This window comes from Terriglobus sp. (genome assembly GCF_965201105.1).
In the GTDB taxonomy this organism is placed as follows: domain Bacteria; phylum Acidobacteriota; class Terriglobia; order Terriglobales; family Acidobacteriaceae; genus Terriglobus.
Genome location: NZ_OZ241741.1, coordinates 137,891 through 158,789, shown reverse-complemented (window position 1 = coordinate 158,789; position 20,899 = coordinate 137,891). Strand labels below are relative to the sequence as shown.

Genomic DNA, 20,899 nt, shown 5'->3' with positions numbered 1-20,899 from the left:
CGAGCAAATCTACTGCGCATGCTTTTTCGTCGTTTGGCCATAGTGCTGCTCGCCGTTTCGATCCTGCCGGGCATTCGTGCGCAAGTCTCCGCAGAGACCGAATCATCGATGGCGCTGTTGCAGCACGCCGTGGATGCGGCAAAAGCGAACCACCTGGAAGACGCGGTGTTCTACTTCTACGCTGGCCAGTTGCGCCGCCGTCTGGAGGTCGCACTTTTTCCGCCAAATAGTGACGAGGATGCCGAGGGCGTGTACGCCTTCCAGTACACCATCGGGCAATCACTCAATCTGGCGGCGTCCGACGACCCAGCGGCCTCGCTGCGCGCCTTGGATCGCTACGATCGTTGGAAGCCTACGGTCGCTCCAGGTTTCAAGCCACTGTGGCCGAGCGCGCACCCGGTCAAGCCTGCAGCGGTTCTGCCCCAAATTGAGGCCACGAAACGCGATTTCTCCGTACACATGCGCCTGCTCATGACATTGCTGGAAGACCCGGAGTACTTCAAGCAGTTCCACATTGCGCGCGATTGCAACATGGCACCCGTTGCGCAACGACCCGCGGGTGCGTCCTGCAAAGCAGCTCACGATTCCATGTTCCGCATTGAGAAGCAACGCGGTGTGGAGGGCATGGAATCGTTGAGCCGCAAAGAGTGACGCAGGCCAAGCGATCACCGGCCTGACTCGAAGTGCATGCCCCGCCATTAATTGTTTGGCGTGCTGTCCAGGTACCAGATCTGCATGCCGCCGTGCGCCGCACAGGCCGTATCTTTCTTGCCCGTGCTTACAAACGTGCCGTCGTTACACTTGCCCAGCGCGTCGGATGGAATCTGCTCTTTTCCAACGTGCCTGCCCGTCGCGGTCTTGCCTGCCGCGGGTGTAGCGCGTAGTCCGCATCGGTCGGGTGCTCCGGACCGTCCAAGTACCAGATCTTCATTCCGCCCTGGCGGCTGCACGCCGACTGCTTGCTGCCCGTGCTCACGTACGTGCCGTCCTTGCACAGGCCCAGAGCGTCACTCGGCACACCACCTACCTTGCGACCGGTGGCCGTCTTGCCCGGCGCGTTATCCGTCTACGCACGCGCCGTTACGCCGCAAGCCGCCATCCCCATTGCGACCGTGACAACCGCCGTTCCCAACCATTTCCGCATACGAAAAGCCTCCTACATACAGGTGCAGACTAGGACGCGGCCGCACGCAGCGGGATGCCGCATCACTGCACCTTTTCGAGCGCCGATACAATACTGATGATAAAGGAATTTATATGGCACATATGGTGTTTTGCGCGAAGTACAAGCAGGAACTGCCCGGTCTTGACGAACCGCCGTTCGACTCCGAACTGGGCCATAAGGTTTACAAGACCATCTCGCAGCGCGCCTGGAACGAATGGGTCGAGCGTCAGAAGATGCTGTTGAACGAGTACCGCCTGCAGCCCTGGACGCCACAGGCGCAGGAGTTCCTGGTCGAGCAGATGAACGATTTCTTCTACGGCTCCGGCGGCGAACTGCCGAAGGAATACGTCGCGCCCACCGCATAGCGCGTCGAACTCCTCACGATGACGCAAACCGCAGCCATTCTTGCCGAAGCCTCTCACTTTCGCGCCCCCACACTTGTGGCCAGCAGCGATAGCCGCTTTGTGCGTGCCTGCCTGCGCGAGCCGGTCGATCGCACGCCCGTGTGGTTCCTGCGCCAGGCCGGCCGCTACATGCCCGAGTACATGGCGGTGCGCCGCCACCATTCGCTGCTCGACATCTGCCGCACTCCCTCCATCGCGGCCGAGGTCACCATCACCGCCGCCGAGCGGCTCGGCGTGGACGCAGCGATCATCTTTGCCGATCTACTGCTGCCCTTCACCCCCATGGGGCTCGATTTTGAGTTCGTCAACGGCGAAGGTCCTGTCGTCCACCAGCCTGTCCGCACACGCGAGCATATTGCTGCGTTGCGCACCGATCGCACCGATGATCTTCGCTACGTTGCCGAAGCGATCAGCACGGTATCGAAACATTTTGCCTCGCCGCGCGTCGATGGCGACCGGCTCGGCATCATCGGCTTCTGCGGCGCTCCGTTCACCCTTGCCAGCTACATGATCGAGGGTGGCTCCTCCCGCAACTACGTTGAGACCAAAAAGCTGATGTACGGCGACCGCGACGCCTGGCGCATGCTCTCTGACAAGCTGGTCACCGTGCTCACTGCCTATGCCGCGCAACAGGTCGAAGCTGGAGCCGACGTCATCCAGGTCTTCGATAGCTGGGCCGGCGCCCTCTCCGTCGAGGACTATCGCGACTACGTTCTGCCCGCAACCACGCAACTCATTCAGCAGATCAAAACGTTCGGTGTGCCCGTGATTTACTTCGGCGTGGACACGGCGTCGCTGCTTCCCACCATGCGCGAGACCGGCGCGGACGTACTTGGTCTGGACTGGCGCGTGCCGCTCGAGGAAGGCTGGCGGCTTGCCGGCGCAGATGTCGCGGTACAGGGCAACCTCGATCCCATCACGCTCTTCGCGCCGCAGGATGTGCTGCGTGCTCGCGTTGAAGGCATCCTTGCCGCCGCCGCAAACCGTCCCGGCCACATCTTTAATCTCGGCCACGGCATCGTCCCCGGCACCCCCGTGGACAACGTGATCGCCGTCGCCCAATGGGTTCGCGAACTCAGCAGGCGTAGCGGTGCGGACCGCATCGGAGCCCCGCGATGAGCCTCTTTCATTTCTTTGTCGGCTTTGCGGCGGAGAAGCTGCATCTTCGGGAACGCCTCCAACCATTGCACGACCAGATCGCGAAGCAGATCCAGCGCGCACATGAGCAGAGCGCAGCCGAAGGCGCCGCGATGGAGCCTGTCGAGGAGCCCCAAGCTGTCCTGCTTCTTGCCCACGGAACGCCAGACACGCTCGGCGAAATGGATGCGTACCTGAAGCTGGTGACCGGCGGCCGCGGTGTACCGCCTCACGTAGTGCATGAACTGCAGGAGCGCTACGCCCAGATTGGCCTGCGCGACGAACCGGTGCCGGAAGGCCCACACCTGACGCGCTGGACACTGCTGCAAGGCCGCCTTCTGGCTAAGCAGCTTGGCGTCCCCGTCTACGTTGGCATGCGCAACTGGCATCCGTTCATCGCCGATGTGGTCGCCCAGATGAAAGCCGACGGCATCACCCGCGCCCGCACCATCTGCCTTGCGCCACAGAACAGCCGCACCAGTGTTGGGCTGTACAAACGCGCGGTTGAAACCGCCGCAGGCGACGACCTCAACATTGACTTCCTCGCCGGCTGGGCCGAGCACCCGCTGCTCGCACTTGCTTTCGCAGAAACCATGCGTCCCGCACTTGTCGCCGCTCGCGCCACCGATACCCGCACCGCCGTGCTTTTCACTGCGCACTCCGTGCCTTGCCGCACCGTGCAGGCCTCGGTGAAGCCAGTGGAACACCACGGAATGGTGCTTGCCACCGAGCCCGATACCTACAACTCCGAATGTAAGAAGACCGCAACCCGCATCGCCGCGGAACTCGCCGACATCCTCAGCGAGAACGATTGGTACTTCTGCTTTCAATCCCAAGGCATCAGCGGCGGCCCGTGGATCGGCCCCAGCGTTGAGGACACCCTGGCGGCGCTTAAAAGACAGGGGTATGAGCACGTCGTTCTGCAGCCCGTCGGCTTTCTGTGCGATCACGTGGAGATCCTCTACGATATTGACATCGCGTTTCAGCAGACAGCACGCGAGCTCAGCCTGACCATCTCCCGCGCAGCCAGCCTCAATGACAGTCCAACACTCATACAAGCGTTGGAAGATGTCGTTCTGCACGGCTACGAGCACCCACAAGCGCCCGCTCCGCACAGCAGCGCCGAGCTCCTTACCGTGCTTGCTCCGATCGAAGAACCCGCCGTAGTTGCGTGATGCCGAAGCACATTGTCATCGTCGGCGGTGGCATCGCCGGCCTCACCGCTGCATACGAACTCACCCGTTTGCAGCGTGCAGGTGCGGACCTTACCTTCACGCTCATTGAAAAGTCGAACCGCCTTGGCGGCGCCGTCGAAACGGAACGCCGCCAGACTCCCGCGGGCGATTTCATCGTTGATCTTGGCCCGGATGGCTGGGTAAGCGAAAAGCCCTGGGCACGCGAGCTCGCCGTGGAGCTCGGGCTCGGCAATCAGCTTCTGCCCTCCAACGACGCGGATCGCGTCACCTGGATTTTGCACAACGGGCAGCTTCAGCCGATGCCGGACGGCATGCGCATGATGGTACCCTCCGATCTCGAAACCATCCAGCAGACACCGCTGTTCAACGCTCAGGCACGTGCCGCCTACGCCGCCGAACCCGCGCGCGCCGCAGATCTCAAACGCACGGCGCCGCAACATGATGAGTCCATTGCCAGCTTCGTGCGCCGCCACTTCGGCGAAGAAGTCCTGCGCACCATCGGCGCTCCACTGCTCGGCGGCATCTTTGGTGGCGACGTAGAGCAGCTCAGCGTCCGCGCGGTCATGAAGCCGTTCGTCGACATGGAACGCGAGCACGGCTCACTCATCCTCGCTTTGCAGCGCAAAGCGAAACAGCGAACCGGCCAAACTACGGCGCCGAAGCCAACCATCTTTACTTCGCTCACCAACGGCACCGGCACACTCGTGGACGCCATGGCCGCGCACCTCGATTCGCAAAACATCCTATTCCACCGGCGTGTTGTCGCACTCACCCGCAACGGCTCGCAGTGGAACGTAGCGACCGAACTCGACGCGCGCACCCCGAACATGTCACCTCAGACACTTGCTGCCGATCACGTCCTGCTCGCGCTTCCGGTCTTGCGCGCCCGCGAGTTGCTCCGCGATCTGGACCCGCGCGCCTGCGAACTGATGCACATGCAGACCAGCAGTGCCGCGGTGGTCGCGTTTGGCTTCACGCCCGAGCAAAATGTGCGTTGGCCGAAAGGCTTCGGCTTTCTGGTGCCGCCCGTCACCGCGAGCGGCGGAGGCCTGCTCGCTGCCACCTTCTGCGACCAGAAATATGCGCATCGCGTCCCCGCCGGCGCACGCCTGATCCGCGCCTACTATGGCGGCCTCGACGTCAAGGACGACGGCAGCGATCTCCCTCTCTGGGCCATGCGACCGCTGCCTTATCAGCATGCCCTCGCGGACCTTCAGCAGATCCTCGGTCCGCTGCCCGGCCCCGCCTTCTCCGTCACGCGCCTTTGGCACCGCGCTCTGCCGCAGTACGCGGTCGGCCACATGGAACGCATGACTGACGTGAACGAACGCATAGCGAGGCTCGGCGGCCTGCACCTGCTCGGTAATGGTTATCGCGGGGTTGGCCTGCCCGATCTTATCCGCGACGCTCGCGACGCCGTTCGCTCCATCGCGCAGTAGCACTAACCCGCAAAATCAAAGCGCCGAAGAAGCTTCCACGGCCCACCCAGGTAGCGCCACAAATCCAATCCCACGGCACGACATTCCCACGGCGTGAACCCGGCCTGCAGCATCGCCAGCGTTTCCTTCGCCACGGCCGGCTCTACCTTGTTCTGGACCACGACATGCGGCCGAAAACCCTGCCGGTCCTGCGGAGTCAGCTGCTCCAGAAACGCCCCGCGCAGCTGCCGCTCCACCGCCATCGCCGCGTGTGAATCCAGAAAGAAAGCCACACCACGGCCCAGCGAACGCACCGATCCCACCTGCATGGCAAACGTCGCGGCCGTCTGCGCCACGGCCTGCAACACCGCTTCCACATGCTCCGTCTCCGGCAACGTGTGAAACAGCGTCAGGTGCGCAGGGATCTGGTTCCGCGCCGGTGGAAACCACTGCTGTCGCAACGCGTCAAATCGCTGCTGCGCCGCATCGTCCAGCGCCAGTGCCAGCACGCAACTCACATCGGCCTTCTTTCGTTACGGCCGCGGCTTCAGGGATGGCGAACCGCTCGTCGCCGGTGTTTCCGGGCCCAGCGTGGGCGCAGCGCCCGGTGCCGCTGCCGGCGTGGCATTCTTCATATTTGTCTGGTACGCCAGCGTCGCGGCCTTGAAGTCGGGCTCCATCGCGCTCACCGTGCTCTGCAAAGTTTCAATTGTCTTTCCACTCAGCTCCGGCGTCTTTGCGATCAGCGCCTGTCCCGGCGGCGTTTTGTAAAACGCAAGAATGCCATCCAGCTCCGGCTCGGTAAACGCCTGCATGTACAAAGCGACCAGCTTTGGGTGAACCGTGTCCCACGACGCGCCTTTCTGCGCGATCGTTCCCATCTGGTCCAGGTAATCCTGCGTGATCTTCTTCTGCTCCGGCGACGTCGCGGTTTGCACCAGCATCTGCCGCGAGGCCGCCTGCTTCACGCGATCCGGCACATTCGCCAGCATCTGCTTGCTGATGCTGTCAACCTTGCTCAGCGTCAGCATCTCTTCTACCTTGGTGCGCTTGGACGCGTCATCCGCGCGCAACGACAGCGGCAAGGCACACAAACACAGGGCCAACACAACAGAACGGCGCATGAAACTCCTTGAACGGTACAGAAATGGAGCCGGCCTCATCACAACAGCAACGGCTCGAACTCTTAACAGGACGCACTCGTGGGCGATCCGTCAACGCATCCGCCGTGCGGCCGCGCATCCCTGATTCTACGCCGCAGCCTGCCGTTCGCTTCATACACACATCCAACGGCATGGAAGGGGTCGACACAATACTGTATGGGATCTAACCTCCGGACCGTTTACAACTCGCTGCATGGCATGCTCTGGAGCGCCCTGCACACCCTTCCCTACGTAGCGCTCGCCATCATTGTGTACGCCATTTTCCATCTGGCCGCGCGTGCCCTTCGCAACATCATCACCCGCATCTCCATCCACCACGAACACCAGCGAAACGTGGGTCTTGTCCTGGGCCGGCTTGTTCAGGGCACAACCATGCTGCTGGGTGTGCTTGTCGCGCTCGTTATCGCGATCCCGTCCTTCAAGCCCGTGCAGCTCGTGCAACTGCTCGGCATCGGCAGCGTCGCCATCGGCTTCGCGTTTCGGGACATTCTGCAGAACTTTCTTGCCGGCATCCTGATCCTGCTCACGGAGCCGTTCAAAATTGACGACCAGATCGTCGTTGGCGAGCACGAAGGCACCGTCGAGGCCATCGAAACGCGCGCCACCATGATCCGCACCTATGACGGCCGGCGCGTCGTCATTCCTAACTCGAACATCTTCACAGAAGCCGTGATGGTGAACACCGCCTTTCCGAAGCGCCGTCTCCAGTACGACGTTGGCATCGGCTACGGCGACGACATTGAACATGCTCGCGAACTCATGCTGAACGCGTTGCGCGGCTCCGAAACGGTTCTGGACGATCCCGCGCCCGAGGCACTCGTGGTGGACCTCGCCGGCAGCTGGGTCACCATCCGCATCCGCTGGTGGATGGACCCGCCACGCAAGCTCGACACGATGCGCTCCGTCGATCGCGTGCTCACCGCGATAAAGCGGGACCTGACCGCTGCCGGTATCGATCTGCCCTTTCCCACCCAGCAGATCCTGTTTCACGACCAGACGGAGGATACCGACGGCGATCGCAGCCGCCAGCGTGAGGGCTGGCCTGCGGGCGCGAACGGCGCAACCGTACCGCGGCGCGCTACTCCGTAGTCCAGCCGGGGCGCTCCGCCACGTAACGGGACATCGCAACAAAGCTGAAGGCCAGCGGAATGGCGGAAAGGCAAGCCGCCACCAAGTTGATCGCAAACAGCACAACCGCGCCGTGGATCCGGTGTGCGCTTTCCAGGCTGTGCTGCACGGCACCGCCAAGATAGATGCACGCGGCAAACCCGGTTAAGCCCAGCGCGACCGCCACAAAGGGCGGAATCTTCGACGTGTCCCTGAACCGCACCCCTTCAACCTGCGCAAGCAGGCGCAGCCACGACGGCGCAAGGAACCAGCTCGCCAGAATCAGAAAGCACCAGGTCACCAGGTAGGACCAGCGCACCGGAACGCCACCGTGCAGTGTGAAGTAGAGACCCACCACCGCCGTAACCGCACCCACACTCAAGCTAAGCAGTCCAGTCCGCGCCACACCGCTCGCCGGTGCTTCCCAGGTTTTACCCTCGGCACTTCCCGTCTCTCGAATGGCGTGCGCCCAACGGCCACTCACCACCATGGCATACAGCAGCAACGCCACCTCGCAAATCAGCGGCAGAAAGGTGAACAGGGCGGCAAGCAGCAACACGGCACCGTTCACCTTGCCGGAATACCCGCCCAGCACGGAACGCGGCGCTACGGCCTTCATTGCCGGGCCCTTTGCCAGTCCGCACACCCAATAGATTGCGAAGTCCACCACGCGCGCGAGCAGCACCGGCAGCAGCACCACCGGATTTTGCCAGATAAACACGGCTGACTTTCGGAGCAAGCCTCCCGTTCCGTTCACGCATACTCTTTCCGCGTCACGCGACGCTCTTTTATTTACAGCAACGCACGGTCGCCGATCTATTTCGAAGCCGGCTTGGACGGTGGTACCGTGGCCGGTTTGCTGCTTCCGTACTTCGTCTGCATTTGTTGCGCAAACTCCATCGCAGCCTGCATCACCTGCGGCTGCACCTCCGTCATCAGCGCCTGGGTCACAGCCTGCGACTTGTCTACAATTTCCGGCTGTTTCGCAACCATCTCTGAACCCACGGGAGATTTGTAGAACGCGATCAGACCATCGATCTCCCGCTCGGTGTACACCGATGCATAGATGTCCGTGAACTGCGGCTCCAGCTTGTCCCAGCTCGCCGCCTGCTGCACGATGCGATGCACCTTGACAACGAATGCGTCCAGATCGGCCTGCTGGGCTGTGGTCAGCGTTCCCGCCGGCATCAGCTTGCGCAGCAACTGCGGCATCTGCTTTTCCTGCGCGGCAAACATCAGTGTCATCGTCTGGTCGGTGTGCGCCAGTCGAAACATCTCGTGCAGCTTTTCGCGCTTGGACGCCTCATCCGCACGCGCGCACATTGAAACCGTTGCGGTCAATGCTAGTACCGCGATCCACTTCGCTCCTGCTTTCATCGTTACTTCTCCTTCAGCGGCGTACGTGCAAAGTAATACAGCGCGCTGGCGAGCAGCGCAAACATCAGCACCGCGACCGGGTCGTGGTACAGCGGATTCGTCTCACTGAACCGGGGCAGATGCCAGCTTCCGCCGCGGCTTTCGCTCACGCTTTCCAGCAGCTTGGTCGCCACACCCAGCAGGCCCACCAAGCCGCCCGCCGCAATCAGACCGCTGGCAAACAGCGACCCCGGCGAGATCTCATCGTTTTCCAAATCGGTCAAGGGCTCGTTATTCGTTATGCTGGCCTGGTACTCATCCATCGTGAACTGAAAGTTTGGTGACAAAAGGTCCTCCGCCGGAATCGCCGCGACAATCGCACCCTCCGGCACACCCTCTGCCGCCAGCCCCGCGCGCGCAATCCGATCGCGCTCGCGCCGTGCCACATCGCGCGCCCGCGCCTTCGCAACCGCATGATCGGCCAGCCACCGCACCACCCCGCCAACAAAGATCGCCAGCGTCGTCGCGATGCTCAGGTACGCGCCCACCGCAAATGTCAGCGAACGCACGCCGAGCAACTCTACCGCGACCACCAACGCTACGCCCAGCAACACCAAACTCCATGGCAGCTTGCGGCTCAAGATGCCGTTGATCACCGTCGCCATCAACCGCCCCTGTGGCGCCGCGGCCTTTTCGCTGCCGATACCCTGGATCCACTGAATCTCCAGGGCACCCGTCGCCGGGTTCATCAGGTACTTGCCGTCTTCCAGTGTTGACGATCCAATCGCGTTCACCAGGTGGTACCGGGTCGCATCGTTGACCTCGCCCGCCTCTTGCGAGCTTGTGCCCACCTTCTTCGTCAACCGAAGATGCGCCCGCGGAAACATACCCATGTCATGCACGCCTTCCGGAAGAGCGCCCGGCGTAAGCTGCACTGCGTGCGCCATGGGCCGGAACTCCTCCAGCCCGGTGTTCATCAGCTTCAGCGTCAGCCCGATTGAAAACACCGACACGATCACGCCCACCATGATCGCCAGCTGCGTCTTCCACGGTGTCGCGCCGATCAGGTAGCCGGTCTTCAGGTCCTGCGCGCAGTCCCCCGCATTGCTGGCCGCGATGCACACCACGCCGCCGATCGTGATCGCCAGAGCGCCAAATGCCGGTGCCGTCCACCCTTTCACCAGGAAGATCGCCGCTGTCGCCATTAACGTCGCAATCGTCATGCCGCTCACCGGGCTCGCGCTCGATCCAACGATGCCGACGATGCGCGCGGAGACCGTGACGAACAGAAATCCGAACACCACGATCAAAAGCGCCGCTGCCACATTCGCCAGCAGCCCGACCTGCGCGCCCGGCACCGGCTTGAACTGGAGGAAGCCCGCCATGATCAGCACCAGCAGCGCGCTTCCGCCGAACACCACCGAGTTCGGCAGATCGTGCGCGGTCCGCGGCACCTTACTCGTCCACCTCGTCGCTCCGGTAGCACCGTGTCCCACCTCTGTCGCGCTCGCTGCGGCGGAGGTGTGGTCCATCGTAGTACGTCCACCCGGCTCCCCCGGCAAACCATCCCGCCCCAGCAGGTCCGCCGCAATCGGCTGCGCGTTTTCCGCACCGGGAACTGCCACTTGTTCCCTCTCCCCTGCTGCTTTTTTTCCAATCGACCCGCGCAGCGCGCCCACAATCGTCGGCAGCGTTCGCAGAAGCGTCAGCAGCCCCGCCGCCGCGACCGCACCCGCACCCATGGGCCGAATGTACGTGCGCCACAAATCGCTCGGACCCATATCGCGAATCGGCACCGTGCCCGGATACAGCGGCCCCGGCAGGTGCGATCCAAAGAAATAGATCGCCGGCATCAGCACCAGCCAGCTGAACACACCACCGGCCAGCAGCACGCCCGCCACGCGCATGCCGATGATGTACCCCACACCCAGGTACTCGCTCGTCGCGTCCGCACGAATCGCGCCGCCTTTCAGCAGGTGCTGCGCACCCAGATTCGGCTCATAATTCGGCGTGCTCGGCCAAAGCCCGAACAGGTTCTCGTTCTGAAACAAGGTGTAAAGCGAACCCAGACCCAACCCCAGAAACACGCGCGACGCAAACGAGCCACCCCGCTCGCCCGCGATCAGTACATCCGCGCACGCCGTGCCCTCGGGATACAGCAGCGTCCCATGCTCCTCCACGATTAGCTGACGCCGCAGCGGAATCATGAACAGAACGCCCAGCCATCCACCAAACAGCGCCAGCGCAAAGATGCGCGCATACTCCAGGTCGAAGCCGAGAAAGATTAACGCCGGCAACGTGAAGATCACACCGCTTGCAATCGACTGGCCTGCATTGCCCGTCGTCTGCACGATGTTGTTTTCCAGGATCGACGGTTTGCCCAGCACCCGCAGGATCGAAATCGACAAAACGCTGATCGGGATGGACGCCGCCACCGTCAACCCGGCCTTCAACCCCACATACACCGTGACCGCGCCAAACAAGACGCCAAAGATCGCGCCGATCAGGATGGCGCGCACCGTCATCTCCGGCCGGGACTCCGTGGCGGGCACAAACGGCCGGAATGTCGCGCTTCCGTGCGGCTTGGGAACAGCAGTGGTGGCCATGGGGCGAAACTCCTCGTCACAACACACACGGCACGCAACGAGTGCGTGCCGTGTGTCTAAGTGCAGCGAGTGTACCAGCGGGAGCCGATCCATCTTCAGACCGTTTCGCCCTGAGCACGGCGAAGGACCTGCTTTCCGACTCACCAGGCGTTTGCCACTTTAATCGGAGCACTCACAGCTTCATCGCGAATGCAGAGCAGACCTGGCGCTTGCACGCTACCTGCATTTCGAACCAGCTCAGCTCCACTGAGATCAGTCCCCAGTCGCAGGCTGCCCCGGCAACTCCACCCGGCTCCGCGGCGGGCCATCCGGTCCTCGCTGAAACATGTGGTGATGCATGCCGCTGGGCCGCTCCTGCTGCAGCCGGGTCCACTGCGCCTGCGTCAGCACGCCCCGAATTTGCAGCAGCATCTTCGCGTTCGCTTTTTCCAGCTCCGCGCGCATGTCCGCGATCTTGCCGATCTCGGCCAGCACCCTCGCCTGGTCCAACGGGTTCGCGTTCAGCAACGGCTCCAGCAGTAACTCTTCTTCGTCCAGACTGGCGTGCATGTGAATCAGCGTCACCCTGTTTTGCAAAAAGGTGTCGTCGATGCGTTTCTGCTGGTCGGGCGTCAGCTCCAGCCGTTGCGAAAGGTCGGGGTCCTTCCACCACAACCCCGGCGGCAGGATGCGCGCACTCTCATCGCGCATGCCAAAGCCGCGTCCGCCATACGGCCGGCCATCCGGGCGCATCGGTGCCTGGCCCGGCGGCGGCACAGGCGGTTGTGGCGGATTCTGGGCTGCGAGCCACAGCGGACACAAACCCAGCCCAAGCAGCGCTATCCCGGCCAGCTTCTTCATCGCTTCACCGCGTCCTGCGAGCCGCTGCTCGCCTGCAACGGCTCCATCGCCGTGGGCACACCATTCGACAAATCACTCTGAATCTGCTGTAGCAACGCCTCATCACTTAATGCCGAAGCCGGCATCTGCGCCGCGGAAGACTTCACGACCACCGCATCCTGCCCCGCAGGCCGGTGCGCCAGCCGCGTTCCGCCCACCGCCAGCACTGCCGCCGCGAAACCTGCGGCGATCCACGCCAGCCATCCGTGTCGCGCTGCAGTCCGCACGCCAGCACGCGCCGGTGCCGCACCCGCGCCCCGTTTCCACGCGCGATCCGCATACACCGTCGCCGCTTCGCGCAGTTCCTGCAGATCGCCGTGCATCTCGGCCTCCAGCTGCAGCAAATCCAAGTCGTCGATCTCGTTCCAGCGCTCGCTCACGCGCCCTCCCTCATCCCGTTCCGCACCCGATCCAGCGCACGATACAAATGTGTCTTCACCGTGGCGAGCGGCAAACCCGTCGCCGCTGCAATCTCCGGCAGTTCCATTTCTTCAATGTGCCGCATCAGGAAAATGGTTCGCTGCCGCTCACTGAGCTTTTCCACCTGCTGCCACACCGCGGCCACACGCTCGCGCGCCAGCAGCGTCCGCTCCGCGCCGCGCTCGGCGCTCGGCAACACCTCGGCCAGGCTCACCGCGTCCACGGATTCGCTCTGTGCTTTTTTCCAGAACTTGTATTTGCCGCCGCGCACATGATCGCGCAACAGATTGATGGCGATGCGCATCAGCCACGTGCTGGGCGCGCACTCGCCACGAAAACTCGCCTCGCTCCGCCACGCCTTTACAAACGTGTCCTGCACCAGCGACCGCGCCGCGTCTTCGTCACGCAGGTTCAGCAGGAAGTAACGGAACAGCCGCGGCTGGCACTGTGCCATCAGCGCGTCGATGGGCCCCAGCCCGTGGGCAGCACGCTCCGGTTCCGCACCCCTGCTCTCCGCCTTCTTTCCCGCCGGAATCAGTGCCTCATCTCCGGCCCGCATCGCGCGTTCCATATTGTCAATCGTATCGACGCAATCTCCCGCCTAAGGCTTACATCAACGGTCTTATTCCTCTAAGAACAGCGCTCCCGCGCATCCGGGACTGCACCGGATTTCGCAGTTCGCACCATCCGAACGACGACGCAGGATCGCTGCGAAATCAAACCAACGACTCGCGCTTCATCAGCTCTCCGAGTCTTTTCCCACACGGTCGCGTCCATACCATCGAACCATCAGGATCCGCTCATGACCATGCCGCGCCGCCTCGTCCTTGCCGCTTGTAGCTTCACCCTCGCCGCGAGCTTCCAGCTTTCTGCGCAAGCGCCGCAGCAGCCCGGCAGCGACCCTACCATGCAGGCCACACCGGGCGGCGGACCGCGTGGGCAGGGCCGCAACGGCATGGGCCGCGGCATTCGCGGCACCGTCACCGCCACCTCCGGCGCAAACGTCACCGTGAAAACCGAGGCAGGCGAAACCTGGACCGTTGTCACCACCGATAACACACGCATCAACATCGACCGCCAGCCCATCAAAGCCGCGGACGTGAAGCCCGGCGACGAAGTCGTGGCCATGGGCATCGTCGACCAGGACAAGCACGAGGTCCACGCCATGATGCTCGGCGGCATCTCCGCCGCGCAGGTCGCCAAGCTCAAGGCAGACATGGGCAAGACCTACATCGTGGGCAGGGTCACCGCGATCAATGAAACCAAGCTCACGGTCGAGCGCCCCGACCACGTCGCGCAAACCATCACGCTCGACGAAACTACCTCGCTCAAGCGCGGCGGCCGTCTGCCTGCCGAGCTCATGGGTGGCATGTTCGGCGGCGGCATGGGCGGCGGACGCCGCGGCAATCGAGGTGGCGGCGAAGGCGCCCCCAACCGCGACAACAACAGCGCGCCGCCGGCCAACAACGAAACCACCGGCGGCATGCCACCGGGTCAGGAAGGCGAGTCCATCACCCTCGCCGACGTCAAGGTCGGCGACAACCTGGCCGGCACCGGCTCCGTCAAGAACGGCACCTTCGTGCCCACGGACCTCCATGTGATCGTTCGCGGACCGCGAGGCCCACGTTCGAACGGCGCACCCGCCGGCGGCCCGCCCCAGCAATAATCCGCCCAACCAATGATGCCCGCTTCGCCCGCGCTGTTTGCAGCCAGGGTGCTCCCATCCTGCGAATGCACACGCGTATGCGCTGACCAAAAGCGTCAGAATCCCTGACTGTGATCGCGAAACACATAGAACAATCCCTGCGTCTATCCCAGTAACTTCCGCTGCCCTATGAGGTCCCTGTTGCGCCACCGCTACGCCCTGCCGGTGCTCCTTGCGCTCGCCGCTGTTTCCGGCGGTCCGCTCCACGCGCAGGACGCCGCGCCCCAAGCTCCGCAGGCACCCCAAGCTCCGCAGACACCCGAAGCACCGCAGCCGCCTTCGCAACAGGGCGGCACCATCACCGGCACCGTCACCGCCGCAACCGCCACGCCGGCCAGCAGTTCCGCCAGTGCCAGGCCGCAACCCGGAACACCTCTCCCCGGGGTCACCATCACCGCGACCAACTCCCTGACCGGCAAGAAATACGCCGCAGCCACCGACATCACCGGCAGCTACCGCCTCCTGATTCCACGCAACGGCCGCTACGTTCTACGCACCGACTTCGCCGGCTTCGCACCCCTCACCGCCGAGGTCCTGCTGAACGACAGCAGCCACGCGGGCACATCCAATTTCGCGCTCGAACTCAGTTCCCGCGTCGCTGCACGCGTCGCCGCCCAAGGCAGCGGCGGTGACATCGCCGCCGCTCTGGGTTCCGGTTTGGGCCTCAGCACGACCCAGACCCAGGCACTTCAGCGCGGCCTGCAATCCCTGCGCGGCGCCAGCTCCGATGCCCTGGCCTCGTCGGATGCGACCGGCAACGCCGGAGCCACGCTCAACAGCCTGGCCGCCAACGAGAGCAGCGGTGCCGATTCGGTCGCCGTCACCGGCCAGTCCGGCCAGACCAACGGACTCGCCGGCTTCAACGAGGACGAAGTTCGCAACCGCATCGAAAGCGCCGTCGCCGACGCGCGCCGTAACGGCGGCCAGCAGGCCGACATCGCCAACGCCGTCGTCGGCCTGGTCGGCAGCATGATGGGTGGCCCCGGTGGTTTCGGCGGACCGGGTGGCGGCGGACGTGGCGGGCCCTTCCGCGTCGGCGGAGCCGGTGGCGGCCGCGGCGGCTTCCGCAACTTCAACCCCACCCAGGTCCACGGGAATCTCTTCTACGCGGGCGGCAACGGCGCGCTCGACGCCACGCAGTTCTCCCTCACAGGCAATCCCATCCAGCCCGCCTATGCGCAAAACCGCTTCGGTCTGAACCTGACCGGCTCCCCCTACATTCCCGGGCTGACCAAGCCTTCCACCAAGCAGTTCGGGTTTCTAAACATCACCGGCACGCGCAACGAGAACCCAACCAACATCCCGGGCACGGTACCGACCGACGCGCTGCGCACGGGCGACTTTGCCGGCTTTACCCGCACCGTCTCCGGCGTCCCCACACCCGTGGTCATTTTCGACCCGCGGACCGGCGCGCCTTTCGGCTGTGCCACCGCCGCGGTCTACGCCAGCAATCCCGCCTGCGCGACGAACATCATCCCCGCAAACCGCATCAGCCCACAGGCGCTCGCCCTGCTCAGCTTTTACCCGCATGCCAACCAGGCGAATCTCACCAGCAACAACACGGGCGAGGCCTACAACTATCAGCGTGTCACCACGGCCGGCCAGAACCAGCTTCAGATCTCCGCCCGCTTCATCCGCAATTTTGGGGCCGCGCCCACAGGCCACGGTGGCTTCGGTGGCATATTCGGCGGCGGAGGAGGAGGCGGCCGCGGCAACCGCCAGCAGCCCGGGCAAAAACCGACCCTGCGTCAGAACATCAACACCAATTTCAGCTACTCACACTCCGGCCAGGACATCCGCGCCTTCGCCCCGTCGCTCGACGGCAAAAGCTTCTCCGATGGGCTCAATGCCGGCATCGGCTACTCCATCGGTTACGGCCGCTTTAACTCCAACGCGTCGATCAACCTGAACCGTGCGCACGCCACCACGCAGAACCTGTTCACCGGCGGCGGAACCGACCCCGGCGCGGGCCTGAACCTGCCCAAGCCCGCCAGCATCACACTCGGGTTCTACAACGGCGTTCCCACCATCGGCCTCAGCAACTTTCACTCGCTCAGCGACACGCTTCCCGCCGACCGCGTGCAGCAAACCTTCAGCTTCGGCGACCAGGTGCGCTGGAACCACAAAAAGCACAACCTCAACGTCGGCTTCGACGCCCGCCGCGTGCAGAACAATATCATCGGGAGCACGAACGTCCTGGGTGCGTTCACTTTCTCCGGCGTCTACACGCAGGATCCCAACGCCAACCTGGCCGGAGGCACCGGCACCGATCCACGCGGCAGCACCGCGACACCCACCGGCTCGTCCTTCGCGGACTTCCTGCTCGGCGCGCCTCAGCAGTCCTCCATCCAGGCTGGCCTGAACAAAATCCGCCTCCGCGAAACCGTCGTCAACGCCTACGGCTTTGACGATTTCCGCGCGCTGCCGAACCTTACCCTGAACCTCGGCCTGCGCTACGAGTACTTCAGCCCGTACTACGAAACGGACAACCAGCTCGTCAACCTGGACCACAGCGCCGACTTCACCGCGGTCGCACCCGTTCTGCCCGGCAGCAATGGCCCCTACAGCGGCCGGTTCCCACGTTCGCTCGTCAACCCCGACCGCACCATGCTTTCGCCGCGCCTGGGCCTCGCCTGGCGGCCAAAGGGCAACAGCAGCTTCGCGAAGAACACCGTGGTCCGCGCCGGCTACGGTATCAACTACAACACCACCGCTTTTGGCTCGTTCGCCAACTCGCTCTCGTATCAGCAGCCCTTCGCGATCACGCAGACCAACATCGCTTCGCTGCCCGGAGCCAACGATGCGGGCTGCGGCACCTTCACAACGCCCGGCACAGTCAACGCTTCCAATTTCACGTTGACCAACGCCTTTAACTGCACGGCCAAGCCTGTCACCAACAACTTCGCGATCAACCGCGATTATCGCCTCGGGCGTGTGCAGGTTATCAACGCCGGCATCCAGCACACCTTCCCGCTCGGCATCCTGCTCAACGTCGATTACAACGGATCACTCGGCAGCCATCTCGACCTGCTGCGCGCCCCGGGTGCCACCGCCAACAACGGCTTAATCGTAACGAACGGCCAGGCCTACACCTTCGAAGATTCAGTGGCCGACTCGCGCTCCAACGGCCTCTTCGTCAGCGCCCGCAAGCGCATGTCGCGCGGCATCTCCCTGCAGGCGACCTATACCTACAGCCACGGCATCGACAACGCCTCTACTCTCTCCGGAGGCGGCGGCACCGTCGCGCAGAACTATCAGCGGCTCGATATGGAATACGGTAACTCGACCTTCGACGTCCGCCACCGCGCTACCGGCAATTGGGTACTGGAACTGCCCTTTGGCGAGAACCGCGCCTTCCTTAACAAAGGCGGCTGGCTGTCAAACGCTTTGAACGGCTTTAATCTATCCGGCGATTTCAACTTCGCCACCGGCTCCTATGCCACGCCGCAGTATCAGAACACCGCGGCCCAGCTCGTCACGGGCGGCAATTACACCCTGCGCCCCGACCGCGTGTTCGCGCAGCGCATCAACGGGGCCGGCACTCTGCGCAACTGGTTCAACACTGCCGCCTTCGCCGCGCCCGCTGCCAACGCCTTCGGCAACAGCTCGCGCAATTCCATCCAGCTGCCCGGCACCGTCAACATCAACACCTCGCTCTCGCGCGACTTCAGCTTCGGCGATCTTAAAAACCTCGAAGTCCGCGCGACTGCGAACAACGTCTTCAACACGGTCCAGTACAGCGGTGTGGAAACCGTCCTGAACAGCGCAACGTTCGGCCAGGTCAATGCCGTCGCCCCCGCCCGCCGCCTCAGCTTCCAGGCCCGCTACCGCTTCTAATGGAGAACATTCAATTGGTCACCAAACTGTTCTCCACGCTTAAGAGGACACTCCATATAAACAAAGAGAGTGTCATCCTGAGCGCAGCGAAGGAGCTGCTTTCTTCTCGCAGCAGCAACACGTTGTCATTTCGACCGAAGCGACAGCTTTACCGTCGCGCAGTGCAAAAACCCACATTTTGTTCGCGTTCGCAAGGCACCTTGCGCGCCATCACTACAGCCCTGCTCCTATTCACACTCGGGTCGTCAAACAGCGCACCCGCCCAACAGGACCAACCCACCCCGATCCTCCGCGTCAACTCCAACATCGTCCTTACCAACGTCGTCGTCCGCGACAAAAAGACCGGCGCTCCCATCCGCGGCCTCAAAGCCTCCGACTTCTCCATCACCGAAAACGGCAAGCCGCAGCAGATCGTCTCCTTCGACTTCCAGACCGTGGACGAGGCCGCCCGCCTCAACGAGGCGACCGTCTCCGGCACCACGCCCACCATCGCGCAAATGCTCGACCGCTCCATCGGCGCCGACACTGCGCAGCTTCGCGATCACCGGCTGATCGTCCTCTTTTTCGACATCGCCAGCATGCAGCCCGATGACATCGACCGCGCCGTTGATGCCGCCAACGACTACATCCTTAAGAAGATGGCGCCCGCCGACCTGGTCGCCGTCGCCTCGCTTGGCACCACGCTTTCGCTCGATCACGACTTCAGCGCAGACAAGCAGGCCCTGCTCGCCACCGTCGGCAAGTTCAACGGCTCCACCGCTTCGCAGGGGCTTGCCACCGGCTCTACCGCGACCACCACTGAGAACACCAGCGACGATTCCAACGCCTTCCAGGCGGACGACACGGAGTACAACGACCTCAACACCGACCGCGAGCTCTACGCAATTCAAACGATTGCAAAATCGTTAGAACGTGTCGATCAGCGCAAGAGCATGCTCTATTTTTCCGGCGGCCTTTCCCGCAATGGCGTCGAAAACCAGGCCAGCATCCGCTCCGCCACCAACGCCGCGGCCCGCGCCAACATGGCTATCTACACTGTCGATTCCCGCGGCCTGCAGGCGCTGCCGCCGCTCGGAGACGCGTCGCAGGCCTCGGTTCGCGGCAACAGCCCATTCAGCGGCGCCAGCATGCAGGGCAGGCTCGACGCAAACGCCGGATCGCAAGAGCTGCTCGCCACCCTTGCCAGCGACACCGGCGGCAAGTTCTTCGGCGACTCCAACGACTTCGCGCCCGCCTTTCAGCAGATCCAGCACGACACCGAGGCTTACTACATCCTCGGCTTCCGTTCCTCCGACCTTGCGCGCGACGGCCGGTTCCGCAAGCTACAGATCAGGCTGAACCGCACAGACGCGAAGCTCGAGTACCGCCCCGGCTACTACGCCCCCGCCGACTTCCAGCACCAGAAAACCGAGGACCGCGAAGCCGCCCTGAACGAACAACTCCGCAGCGACTCGCCGGCCGTCGACGTTCCGCTTTACCTGGAAGCGTTCTTCTTCCGCGAGCAGCCCAACCTGTACACCGTACCCATGTCGCTCATCGTGCCCGGGTCCGCGATCCCCTTTACACGAACCAAGGACCAGGACAAGGCCACCCTCGACATCGCCGGCCAGATCAAGAACGCACAGGGTATCGTCGTCGGCAACGCACGTGAGACCGTCAAGCTTGCGGTCGACGGCAACAGCGGCGCCGCCCGCCGCAACATCCAGTACGGCACCAGCTTCCAGCTCGCCCCCGGCCACTACCACGTCAAGTTCGTTGTTCGTGAAAACGAAACCGGCAACATGGGCTCGTTTGAAACGAACATTCTTGTCCCCGACCAGCGCAAGAGCCCCATCAAGCTCTCCTCGGTCGTGCTCAGCTCACAACGCACGCCTGCTGCGCCCACCGACCAAAATCACCACCATGGCCCGCAAGGCCCAATCACCGCGAACCCGCTCGTGCAGAACAACGAGCAGTTCCTGCCCAACGTCCCCCACGTCTTCCGGCAGAACGCGCACCTGTACCTGCTTTACGAGCTTTACGACCCCGCGAAGCTCAGCAAGGAGGCCCAGCAACAGCTCGCCACCGAAGCCGCCGCGCAGCAGAGCGGCCTCAAGGCCCGTCCCAGCACCGGCGGGGTCCACGTTCTCACCTCGGTCGAGTTCCTGCAGAACGGCGCCAAGGTCCTTGAAACCCCGCTTGTTTCGACCGACACCCTGAACGAGCCCCAACGCGGCGCCGTCGGCTTCACCTTTGATGTCCCGCTTACCGGCCTCGCACCCGGCGACTACATCTGCCAGGTGAACGTGATCGACGACGCGGGCGGCAGCTTCACCTTTCCCCGCCTCGCCCTGCGCATTCTCGCCCCGGCACCGGCCACCACTCCCGCACCGGCATCAGCCACGGCCGCGACCGGCAGTTAAAGCCACGTGTGCCCGGCGTCCGAAGCTTCGGACGCGGGTTTCTGGCTTTGCCGCAGTGCTACACGTCCGCATGTTTTCGGTGCTCCGCTTGCAATCACTACAAC

The 20,899-nt window shown here is 63.5% G+C and carries 18 protein-coding genes; 9 read left to right on the top strand and 9 right to left on the bottom strand.

The genetic code is table 11. From position 1 onward, the window contains the following. Positions 1-18: 18 nt before the first annotated feature. On the top strand, positions 19-651 hold the full coding sequence (locus ACOFKT_RS00655; RefSeq protein ID WP_419805523.1) for a hypothetical protein: 633 nt from the start codon (positions 19-21) through the stop codon (positions 649-651). Positions 652-698: 47 nt separating this feature from the next. Here ACOFKT_RS00655 and ACOFKT_RS00650 read toward each other — a convergent pair whose 3' ends face one another. After that, a complete protein-coding gene (locus ACOFKT_RS00650; protein WP_419805522.1) occupies positions 699-950 on the bottom strand; it encodes a hypothetical protein in 252 nt (83 codons plus the stop codon). Positions 951-1,257: 307 nt separating this feature from the next. Between ACOFKT_RS00650 and ACOFKT_RS00645 the strand changes: the two genes are divergently transcribed. The 4 genes from ACOFKT_RS00645 to hemG are packed head-to-tail and all read left to right on the top strand — an operon-like array spanning position 1,258 to position 5,341. Further along, entirely contained in the window at positions 1,258-1,530 is a 273-nt protein-coding gene (locus ACOFKT_RS00645) for an oxidative damage protection protein (RefSeq protein ID WP_419805521.1), read from the top strand. A gap of 18 nt (positions 1,531-1,548) precedes the next feature. Beyond that, positions 1,549-2,688, top strand: a complete 1,140-nt coding sequence (gene hemE, locus ACOFKT_RS00640) for a uroporphyrinogen decarboxylase (RefSeq protein WP_419805520.1) — start codon at positions 1,549-1,551, stop codon at positions 2,686-2,688. Further along, positions 2,685-3,881, top strand: a complete 1,197-nt coding sequence (hemH, locus tag ACOFKT_RS00635) for a ferrochelatase (RefSeq protein ID WP_419805519.1) — start codon at positions 2,685-2,687, stop codon at positions 3,879-3,881. The genes hemE and hemH overlap by 4 nt, the downstream gene beginning before the upstream one ends. Further along, positions 3,881-5,341 (top strand): protoporphyrinogen oxidase, encoded by a 1,461-nt coding sequence (hemG, locus tag ACOFKT_RS00630; RefSeq protein ID WP_419805518.1) that lies wholly within the window; start codon positions 3,881-3,883, stop codon positions 5,339-5,341. The genes hemH and hemG overlap by 1 nt, the downstream gene beginning before the upstream one ends. Before the next feature lie 2 nt (positions 5,342-5,343). Here the strand turns inward: hemG and ACOFKT_RS00625 are convergent, their stop codons facing one another. Beyond that, complete coding sequence (locus ACOFKT_RS00625; protein ID WP_419805517.1) at positions 5,344-5,838, bottom strand: 2'-5' RNA ligase family protein; 495 nt, start codon at positions 5,836-5,838, stop codon at positions 5,344-5,346. Between the two features lie 15 nt (positions 5,839-5,853). Next, positions 5,854-6,444, bottom strand: coding sequence for a DUF2059 domain-containing protein (locus ACOFKT_RS00620; protein WP_419805516.1), 591 nt, complete (start codon positions 6,442-6,444; stop codon positions 5,854-5,856). A gap of 195 nt (positions 6,445-6,639) precedes the next feature. Between ACOFKT_RS00620 and ACOFKT_RS00615 the strand changes: the two genes are divergently transcribed. Then, positions 6,640-7,572 carry a mechanosensitive ion channel family protein gene (locus ACOFKT_RS00615; RefSeq protein WP_419805515.1) on the top strand — a complete coding sequence of 311 codons (933 nt, stop codon included), beginning with the start codon at positions 6,640-6,642 and terminating at the stop codon, positions 7,570-7,572. Here ACOFKT_RS00615 and ACOFKT_RS00610 read toward each other — a convergent pair. The 6 genes from ACOFKT_RS00610 to ACOFKT_RS00585 form a co-directional block, all read right to left on the bottom strand. After that, positions 7,562-8,329 carry a hypothetical protein gene (locus tag ACOFKT_RS00610; RefSeq protein ID WP_419805514.1) on the bottom strand — a complete coding sequence of 256 codons (768 nt, stop codon included), beginning with the start codon at positions 8,327-8,329 and terminating at the stop codon, positions 7,562-7,564. The genes ACOFKT_RS00615 and ACOFKT_RS00610 overlap by 11 nt on opposite strands. 77 nt (positions 8,330-8,406) lie before the next feature. Next, the gene (locus ACOFKT_RS00605) at positions 8,407-8,967 is read right to left on the bottom strand and encodes a DUF2059 domain-containing protein (RefSeq protein ID WP_419805513.1); all 561 of its coding nucleotides are present in this window, start codon (positions 8,965-8,967) and stop codon (positions 8,407-8,409) included. A 2-nt stretch (positions 8,968-8,969) separates the two neighbouring features. Then, positions 8,970-11,552: an OPT family oligopeptide transporter gene (locus ACOFKT_RS00600; protein ID WP_419805512.1), complete on the bottom strand. Its 2,583-nt coding sequence runs from the start codon at positions 11,550-11,552 to the stop codon at positions 8,970-8,972. A 252-nt stretch (positions 11,553-11,804) separates the two neighbouring features. Next, positions 11,805-12,392: a periplasmic heavy metal sensor gene (locus tag ACOFKT_RS00595; RefSeq protein WP_419805511.1), complete on the bottom strand. Its 588-nt coding sequence runs from the start codon at positions 12,390-12,392 to the stop codon at positions 11,805-11,807. Beyond that, positions 12,389-12,811, bottom strand: a complete 423-nt coding sequence (locus ACOFKT_RS00590) for a hypothetical protein (protein WP_419805510.1) — start codon at positions 12,809-12,811, stop codon at positions 12,389-12,391. The genes ACOFKT_RS00595 and ACOFKT_RS00590 overlap by 4 nt, the downstream gene beginning before the upstream one ends. Further along, positions 12,808-13,422, bottom strand: coding sequence for an RNA polymerase sigma factor (locus ACOFKT_RS00585; RefSeq protein ID WP_419805509.1), 615 nt, complete (start codon positions 13,420-13,422; stop codon positions 12,808-12,810). The genes ACOFKT_RS00590 and ACOFKT_RS00585 overlap by 4 nt, the downstream gene beginning before the upstream one ends. A gap of 231 nt (positions 13,423-13,653) precedes the next feature. Here ACOFKT_RS00585 and ACOFKT_RS00580 point away from each other — a divergent pair, with 231 nt between their 5' ends. The 3 genes from ACOFKT_RS00580 to ACOFKT_RS00570 all read left to right on the top strand — a co-directional run bounded on the left by ACOFKT_RS00580 (position 13,654) and on the right by ACOFKT_RS00570 (position 20,795). Further along, a complete protein-coding gene (locus ACOFKT_RS00580; protein WP_419805508.1) occupies positions 13,654-14,517 on the top strand; it encodes a DUF5666 domain-containing protein in 864 nt (287 codons plus the stop codon). A 168-nt stretch (positions 14,518-14,685) separates the two neighbouring features. Then, positions 14,686-18,393: a TonB-dependent receptor gene (locus tag ACOFKT_RS00575; protein WP_419805507.1), complete on the top strand. Its 3,708-nt coding sequence runs from the start codon at positions 14,686-14,688 to the stop codon at positions 18,391-18,393. A gap of 200 nt (positions 18,394-18,593) precedes the next feature. Continuing rightward, on the top strand, positions 18,594-20,795 hold the full coding sequence (locus tag ACOFKT_RS00570; protein ID WP_419805506.1) for a VWA domain-containing protein: 2,202 nt from the start codon (positions 18,594-18,596) through the stop codon (positions 20,793-20,795). Positions 20,796-20,899 lie beyond the last annotated feature (104 nt).

Excerpts from the sequence above, each read along its gene's own strand:
- ACOFKT_RS00655 (WP_419805523.1), top strand. The coding sequence starts at position 19 with ATGCTTTTTCGTCGTTTGGCCATAGTGCTGCTCGCCGTTTCGATCCTG.
- ACOFKT_RS00645 (WP_419805521.1), top strand. The coding sequence starts at position 1,258 with ATGGCACATATGGTGTTTTGCGCGAAGTACAAGCAGGAACTGCCCGGT.
- hemE (WP_419805520.1), top strand. The coding sequence starts at position 1,549 with ATGACGCAAACCGCAGCCATTCTTGCCGAAGCCTCTCACTTTCGCGCC.
- hemH (WP_419805519.1), top strand. The coding sequence starts at position 2,685 with ATGAGCCTCTTTCATTTCTTTGTCGGCTTTGCGGCGGAGAAGCTGCAT.
- hemG (WP_419805518.1), top strand. The coding sequence starts at position 3,881 with ATGCCGAAGCACATTGTCATCGTCGGCGGTGGCATCGCCGGCCTCACC.
- ACOFKT_RS00620 (WP_419805516.1), bottom strand. The coding sequence starts at position 6,444 with ATGCGCCGTTCTGTTGTGTTGGCCCTGTGTTTGTGTGCCTTGCCGCTG.
- ACOFKT_RS00615 (WP_419805515.1), top strand. The coding sequence starts at position 6,640 with ATGGGATCTAACCTCCGGACCGTTTACAACTCGCTGCATGGCATGCTC.
- ACOFKT_RS00605 (WP_419805513.1), bottom strand. The coding sequence starts at position 8,967 with ATGAAAGCAGGAGCGAAGTGGATCGCGGTACTAGCATTGACCGCAACG.
- ACOFKT_RS00600 (WP_419805512.1), bottom strand. The coding sequence starts at position 11,552 with ATGGCCACCACTGCTGTTCCCAAGCCGCACGGAAGCGCGACATTCCGG.
- ACOFKT_RS00595 (WP_419805511.1), bottom strand. The coding sequence starts at position 12,392 with ATGAAGAAGCTGGCCGGGATAGCGCTGCTTGGGCTGGGTTTGTGTCCG.
- ACOFKT_RS00585 (WP_419805509.1), bottom strand. The coding sequence starts at position 13,422 with ATGGAACGCGCGATGCGGGCCGGAGATGAGGCACTGATTCCGGCGGGA.
- ACOFKT_RS00580 (WP_419805508.1), top strand. The coding sequence starts at position 13,654 with ATGACCATGCCGCGCCGCCTCGTCCTTGCCGCTTGTAGCTTCACCCTC.
- ACOFKT_RS00575 (WP_419805507.1), top strand. The coding sequence starts at position 14,686 with ATGAGGTCCCTGTTGCGCCACCGCTACGCCCTGCCGGTGCTCCTTGCG.